This is a genomic window from Nocardioides albus, from assembly GCF_014648255.1.
In the GTDB taxonomy this organism is placed as follows: Bacteria; Actinomycetota; Actinomycetes; order Propionibacteriales; family Nocardioidaceae; genus Nocardioides; species Nocardioides albus.
This window is the reverse complement of record NZ_BMQT01000005.1, coordinates 261540-268276: the sequence shown is the minus strand read 5'-3', so window position 1 is coordinate 268276 and position 6737 is coordinate 261540. Positions and strand designations below refer to the sequence as shown.

4 protein-coding genes are annotated in these 6737 nt (G+C 67.4%); all 4 read left to right on the top strand.

The window, feature by feature from the left end:
* Positions 1–402: 402 nt before the first annotated feature.
* A complete protein-coding gene (locus tag IEY84_RS12570; RefSeq protein WP_183547797.1) occupies positions 403–1677 on the top strand; it encodes a choice-of-anchor P family protein in 1275 nt (424 codons plus the stop codon).
* A gap of 183 nt (positions 1678–1860) precedes the next feature.
* Complete coding sequence (locus IEY84_RS12565) at positions 1861–5082, top strand: (Fe-S)-binding protein (protein ID WP_183547796.1); 3222 nt, start codon at positions 1861–1863, stop codon at positions 5080–5082.
* Positions 5083–5300: 218 nt separating this feature from the next.
* A complete protein-coding gene (locus IEY84_RS12560; protein ID WP_183547793.1) occupies positions 5301–5891 on the top strand; it encodes a toxin-antitoxin system HicB family antitoxin in 591 nt (196 codons plus the stop codon).
* Positions 5892–5971: 80 nt separating this feature from the next.
* Entirely contained in the window at positions 5972–6733 is a 762-nt protein-coding gene (locus IEY84_RS12555; RefSeq protein ID WP_183547791.1) for a DUF4097 family beta strand repeat-containing protein, read from the top strand.
* The last annotated feature ends 4 nt before the right edge of the window (positions 6734–6737 follow it).

The following is a 6737-nucleotide window of genomic DNA, read 5'->3' as shown; positions in this document are numbered from 1 at the left end:
ACCCGAGCCCGAGCCTGCCCCCGAGCCGGATCGACCGACGCTCACCAAGAACGTGGTGGCGCCGGTGCTCGACACCGTGACGGGCGTGGTCGACACACTCACCGGCATCAAGATCGATCTGACGCCGTAACCCGCCCGATCCCCGAAACGGGCCGTGACCTCAGCCGAGGTCACGGCCCGTTTACGTAGGTGTGGGTGGCGTGTTGATAGTCAGGACGGGCCATTCCGAAAAAGGACCTCTGTCCCGATAACTTCCACGGTTTTCCCTCGTTTGAGCAACGTGCCACCCCATAACTCGGGAGTGCGCCAGGTTCCCCCGGATCTGGCAGGTGGCACGGCCCCGTAGCGGGGATCTTGGGGGATCCCCACCGCAGAATCGGAGTCCAACCAACAATGCGAAGCATGCGTACGCTCGCGCTGTCCGCAGCCTCTGTCGCCGTTGTCGGCGCCATCCTGGCTGTGCCGGCGCCCTCACAGGCCGCTCTGACGAACACCGACTTCGGGATGTTCGCCAGCGGTTTCGGCACCCGTGTCACAGGTGGGAGCCTGCCTGCCAACTCGGGTGACCTCGGATACCAGACCATCGGGTGCACCCGTAAGGCTGGTCACGACGTCAGCAACAACACCGCCGGCGCGAAGGTGCCCGGCCTCGGCACGATCGGCGCCACCACGACCAAGCAGCGGACGATCAAGTCCGGCTCGACGGTCAAGTCGATCTCGGAGCACAAGATCGCCGATGTCGTGCTCGACAAGAACCCGCTGGGCAAGGTCACCGTCGAGGGTCTCAGCTCGGTCTCCCAGGCTTGGTGGGACGGCAAGGGCTACAAGGCCGACTCGAAGGCCAAGATCGCCCACATCGTCCTCGACCCGGCCGGACCCGGCCGGACGATCGACCTCCCGATCCCCGGCAGCGACCGCCCGCTCGTGATCCCGGGCATCGCCACCATCGGCCTCGGCAACACCGTCGAGCGCACCAACGCCGACGGCGCGTACTCCTACGCCAACGGCATCTGGATCAAGCTTCACGGCACCGACTCCGAGGTCATCGTCGGTCGCTCCCGCGCGGAGATCAACGGCCAGGCCTTCTCCGCGGTCTTCAACGGCTTCTCCAACTCCGTCGACGCGTCCGCTCTCGGCGGTGTCGTCAAGGTCGGCAAGAACCCGCTGACCAACGCCGGCTGCGCCGGCACCAAGGGCAAGCTGAAGACCAAGTCCATCGGCCACGTCCCGCTGGGCGAGGTCGGCAACATCCTGGACGTCAAGGGCCTCACGAGCGGCCAGCGCTCGAACCAGACCAAGACCACCGCCGAGGGCTACACCTTCGGTGAGGTCGCCAACGTCAACATCGGCAACGGCGCCATCCGCATCGAGGCCATCCGCGCCCAGGCGAACGTGAAGTACGTCAAGGGCAAGGGCTCGACTGCCTCCATCTCGGGCACGAAGTTCGGCGACATCTACATCGGCAAGCAGAAGGTCTCCCTCGCCCAGCTCGAGTCGGCGCTCTCCCGCGTCGACATCCCCGGCCTGGCCAAGATCGAGACCAAGGTCGTCGTCGAGCGCAGCAAGAACCTGGTCGAGGTCGTCGCCCTGCGGCTGACGCTCCTCGATGCGACCGAGGGCACCAAGACGGTCGTCAACATCGGCCACGCGAAGTTCAAGGTGAACTCCAGCAAGTGACGCCTTGAACCACTAAGGCTCTCCTAAGAAACGGCCCGCGACCTGACCAGGTCGTGGGCCGTTTCTTCACATGTAAGTTACCCGTGGGTAGTATCAACCTACCCTTACGCGACCGAACCGAGGACAAGCACTAGGCTCGGTTGCATTCCGGCAGTCCTGCCCGCTGATGAGGAGCGCCTAGGCATGTTGCAGATCATCGCCATCGTCGTGTGTCTTGCGGCAACGGTGGCCACCGCCTATCTGGTGATCAAGGCGGTCCGGTCGATGCTCGCGGTCATCAAGATCGGTACGCCGATCAGCCGCGTCGACCAGCCGCTGGCCCGCACCCTGACGATGCTGAAGGAGACCGTCCTCCACACGCGCATGCTGCAGTGGACCTGGGTCGGGATCCTGCACTGGTTCGCCTTCGCGGCGTTCATCGTCCTGTCCACCGCGGTCGGCGCGGCCTACTTCCAGCTCTTCGACCCGGAGTGGACGCTGCCGGTGATCGGCAAGCTCTTCGCGTACGAGTGGATCGCCGAGGTTCTCGGCCTGCTGGGCGCTCTGGGCATCATCCCGCTGATCATCTACCGGCTGACCCATCAGCCCGCGAAGATGGGGCGCGAGACCCGGTTCTACGGCTCCACCCAGTGGCAGGCGTTCTTCGTCGAGGCGATGGTGCTCGTGGAGAGCGCGGCGATCCTCTTCATCCGCGGCGCGGAGTACAACCTGGCCAAGGCCCACGGCGGCGAGGTCGCCGAGCACGCCACCGCGTTCCACTTCCCGATCTCGCAGTTCTTCGGCGCCCTCTACCCCACCGGCGCCGACGCGATCCCCACGCTCGAGAACATCATCTACGCGATCGCCGCGTTCAAGATCATCACCGCGCTGATCTGGCTCGCCGTCGTCTCCACCCACCTGACGATGGGTGTCGCCTGGCACCGCTTCACCGCCTGGTTCAACATCTGGTTCAAGCGCGAGCCGGGTTCGCGTACGTCCGACACCGAGGGAGCCCGCCCGCTCGGCACTGCGCTCGGCGCGATCAAGCCGATGCTCATCGACGGCAAGCCGGTAACCCTCGAGGACGTCGAGGAGGACCGCATCCCCGAGGACGCGATCCTCGGCGTCGGCTCGATCCAGGACTTCTCCTGGAAGGGCATCCTCGACTTCACCACCTGCACGGAGTGCGGTCGCTGCCAGTCGCAGTGCCCTGCCTGGAACACCGAGAAGCCGCTGTCGCCCAAGCTGCTGATGATGGGCCTGCGCGAGCACGCGTACGCCGCGGCCGCTGACGGCGACCTCAAGGAGAAGCCCCTCATCGGCAAGGCCGACGGCGCGCCGGAAGGCGCCGAGGGCAACGCCGAGGTGCTCGACTGGTTCTACAACCCCGAGGACGGCGGCTTCGTCATCGACGAGGACGTGCTCTGGTCGTGCACCTCCTGCGGTGCCTGCGTCCAGCAGTGCCCCGTCGACATCGAGCACGTCGACCACATCATGGACATGCGCCGCTACCAGGTGCTCGTCGAGTCCAACTTCCCCTCCGAGCTCAACGGTCTCTTCAAGGGCCTCGAGGGCAAGGGCAACCCCTGGAACATGAACGCCAACGCGCGCATGGACTGGGCCAAGGACCTGCCCTTCGACGTCAAGGAGGTCGGCAAGGACATCGAGTCGCTCGAGGAGGTCGACTGGCTGTTCTGGGTCGGCTGCGCCGGCGCCTACGAGGACCGGGCCAAGAAGACCACCCGCGCCGTGGCCGAGCTGCTCGACATGGCCGGCGTCTCCTTCGGCGTACTCGGCAACGGCGAGACCTGCACCGGTGACTCCGCCCGCCGCGCCGGCAACGAGTTCGTCTTCCAGGGCCTGGCTCAGCAGAACGTCGAGACGTTCAAGGAGTTCAAGGTCAAGAAGGCCGTCACCACCTGTGCTCACTGCTTCAACACGTTGAAGAACGAGTACAAGGAGTTCGGCATCGAGCTCGAGGTGGTCCACCACACCCAGCTGCTCAACCGTCTCGTACGCGAGGGCAAGCTGACTCCGGTCGCGGACGGCGCCGGCGCCCACAAGCGCTCGATCACCTATCACGACCCGTGCTACATCGGTCGCCACAACGGCGTCTACGAGCCGCCGCGCGAGCTGCTTCAGATCATGCCGGGCGCGGACTTCAAGGAGATGCCCCGCAACTCCGAGCGCTCCTTCTGCTGCGGTGCCGGTGGTGCCCGGATGTGGATGGAAGAGAAGATCGGGTCGCGGATCAACGAGAACCGCACCGACGAGGCCGTCGCCACCGGTGCCGACCAGATCGCCGTCGGCTGCCCGTTCTGCCGCGTCATGCTCTCCGACGGCCTGACCAAGGCTCAGGCCAACGGTGCCGCGCGCGAAGAAGTCGAGGTGCTCGACGTCGCGCAGATGCTGCTCGCGTCCGTGAAGGGCGAGCAGGCGACCAAGCTGGCCCCGGGCGAGGGCGCGAAGGTCGGTGCGACCGCGAAGGCTGCTCCGGCCGTCGAGGAGGCCGCTCCGGCTGCCGGTGCTGCGACCGCTGCCGCGGGCTCGTCGCTCTTCGACTCCCCCGCCGAGGCCGCCGAGACCCCGAAGACTCCGGCCGATGCGTCCTCGCTCTTCGACACCCCTGCCCCGGCCGAGCCGGCCTCGGGCGGTACGTCGGGTGGCGGATCGCTCTTCGACACCCCCGCTCCGGCCGCCGAGCCGGAGAAGCCCGCCTCCGGTGGCTCGCTGTTCGACGACAGCTCGTCGCTCTTCGACACTCCTGCGGAGGCACCTGCCGAGGAGAAGCCTGCTGAGGAGCCTGCTGCCGATCTCGGGACGGGTGGGTCGCTCTTCGACGTACCTGCTCAGGAGGCGGAGCCTGCAGCCGCACCCGAGGCGAAGGCCGCGCCGGCAGCGCCGGCACCGGCCGAGGAGCCTGCTGTCGACCTCGGCGGAGGCGGCTCGCTCTTCGACATCCCGGCCAGCGAGCCCGCGCCTGCGGCTCCGGTCGAGGCTTCGACTCCGGCCGAGACCCCGACGGAGACCCCTGCCGCACCCGCTGCGCCTGCTGCACCCGCCGAACCTGCGGCAGGTTCGGGAGTGACCTCGGAGCCGAAGTCCGACGTCGACTTCGACAACCTCGGTTCGCTCTTCGACATCGAGGCACCGGAGGGCACGGTCGCCGCTGCCGCCCCGGCCGCTCCTACCTCGACCGAGGCCGCTCCTGTGGCCGAGACTGCCCCGGAGACCGTTGTCGACGAGGCACCTACAGCGCCTGCCGAAGAAGCGGCGGTCGAGGTGGAGACGCCGGCCGAGCCCGAGCGCGAGCCGGAGCCCGAGAAGGCGCCGGAGCCGAAGCAGGCACCGGCCGCCAGCGGAGAGGCTCACACGCCGCGTACCGACGTCGACATCCACGAGACAGGGTCGCTCTTCGACCTCTGATCCATCACCAGCCGATGACACCTTGTGAGCGATTCACAAGGTGTCATCGTCATTTCGCCGAGGCGTCACTCGCGTCGGCCGAGATGGCACCAACGTGCCCTCTCGGCCGACGCGAGTGACGTCTCGGCCGACCGGAGTGACGCCTCGGCGAGGGCTTGACGTCACGTGATGTCAAATTGGAGTTGTGCTGACGTCATGATGATGTCATAGTGGTGCGTATGGACATCACGCCGTATATCGACAGCCTGCGACGGGACCTGCTGGCCGCGGCCGAGGCATCAGGGCCGGAGGCGCGGGAGACTGCGGAGCGGCTCACCTACGCACTCGACCCGGCCGCGCGACTGGCGGTGATGGAGGCGGTGAGCCAGGCGGCGGCGGAGATCACCGCAGAGCTGCCGGCAGGCAATGTCGACGTACGTCTGCGAGGGCGTGACCTGGAGTTCGGGGTCACGCTTCCCGAGCTCGCCGCACCGGTCGCCCCGACACCTCCGACACCACCCACTCCCCCGACCCCTCCGACTCCTCCGACCCCGCCCGAGCCGGAGGGCGACGACACCCTCTCCCGAGTGACGCTCCGCATCCCGGAGTCGCTCAAGGCGAAGGCGGAGGAGGCGGCGGCCGAGGCCGGTCAGTCGCTCAACACCTGGCTCGTCGGCGCGGTGCGCGCGGCGACCCGGGAGAACGCGGTCAACGTCGATGTCGACCTCTCCGCGATCCCCCACATCGTCAACGAGGCGATGAGCAGCCTCGATCCCTTCCGCGGCGGCAACCGCGGCAGGTCCGACCGCCGGATGACCGGCTGGCTCTGACCTAGGCGCACAGCAGAGGTACGACAACGGACGGCCACCCGGCCGGTCCGGTAGACCAGCACACCCTGAGGAGAACCATCATGAGCACGTACACCTTCATGTCCACCGCCCCGGCCAAGCTCTTCGTCGAGTTCGACAAGGGCAACCTCGAGGTCCAGACGACCGACACCGACGAGACGATCGTCGAGATCGACGGCGACGATGCCGAGAGTCTGGTCGTCGAGCAGAGCGGTGACACGATCAATGTCATCGACCCGCGCAGGGGCCCGTTCAACCGCTCGCGTCACTACGACATCACCATCACGGCTCCGTCGCACAGCCAGCTGCGAGCCCGCACCGGGACCGCCGACATCGCCACCCAAGGCGTTGTCCGGGCTGCGTGGATCCAGACCGGTTCCGGCGACGTACGCATCGACCGGGTCCTCGAGGAGCTCCAGGTCGAGACCGGCTCGGGAGACGTCGAGGCAGACGCCCTCCACGGGCGTGCCTCGATCAAGTCCGGATCCGGTGACATCCGGATCGGTACGGCCCACGACCTGCACACCAAGACCGGCTCCGGCACGGTGGAGATCGACGAGGTCGAGGGCGATGTGAGCCACTCGACCGGCGCGGGCGACTTCGCGATCCACTCGGTCAGCGCCGGGCGGATCTCGGTGAAGGGAGCCTCCTCCGACGTACGCATCGGGATCCCGAACGGCACCCCGGTGTGGACCGACATCAACACCGTGACCGGCCGGTGCAGCAGCACTGTCCAGAGCGCTGGCGCACCGGCCGCGGGTGAACCCTATGTCGAGCTCCGCACCACCACGGTGAGCGGTGACGTCACCCTCGTCGGTCTGTGATCCG

Bases quoted from the DNA above. Each gene is read 5' to 3' on its own strand.
- IEY84_RS12570 (WP_183547797.1), top strand. From the start codon at position 403: ATGCGTACGCTCGCGCTGTCCGCAGCCTCTGTCGCCGTTGTCGGCGCC.
- IEY84_RS12565 (WP_183547796.1), top strand. From the start codon at position 1,861: ATGTTGCAGATCATCGCCATCGTCGTGTGTCTTGCGGCAACGGTGGCC.
- IEY84_RS12560 (WP_183547793.1), top strand. From the start codon at position 5,301: ATGGACATCACGCCGTATATCGACAGCCTGCGACGGGACCTGCTGGCC.
- IEY84_RS12555 (WP_183547791.1), top strand. From the start codon at position 5,972: ATGAGCACGTACACCTTCATGTCCACCGCCCCGGCCAAGCTCTTCGTC.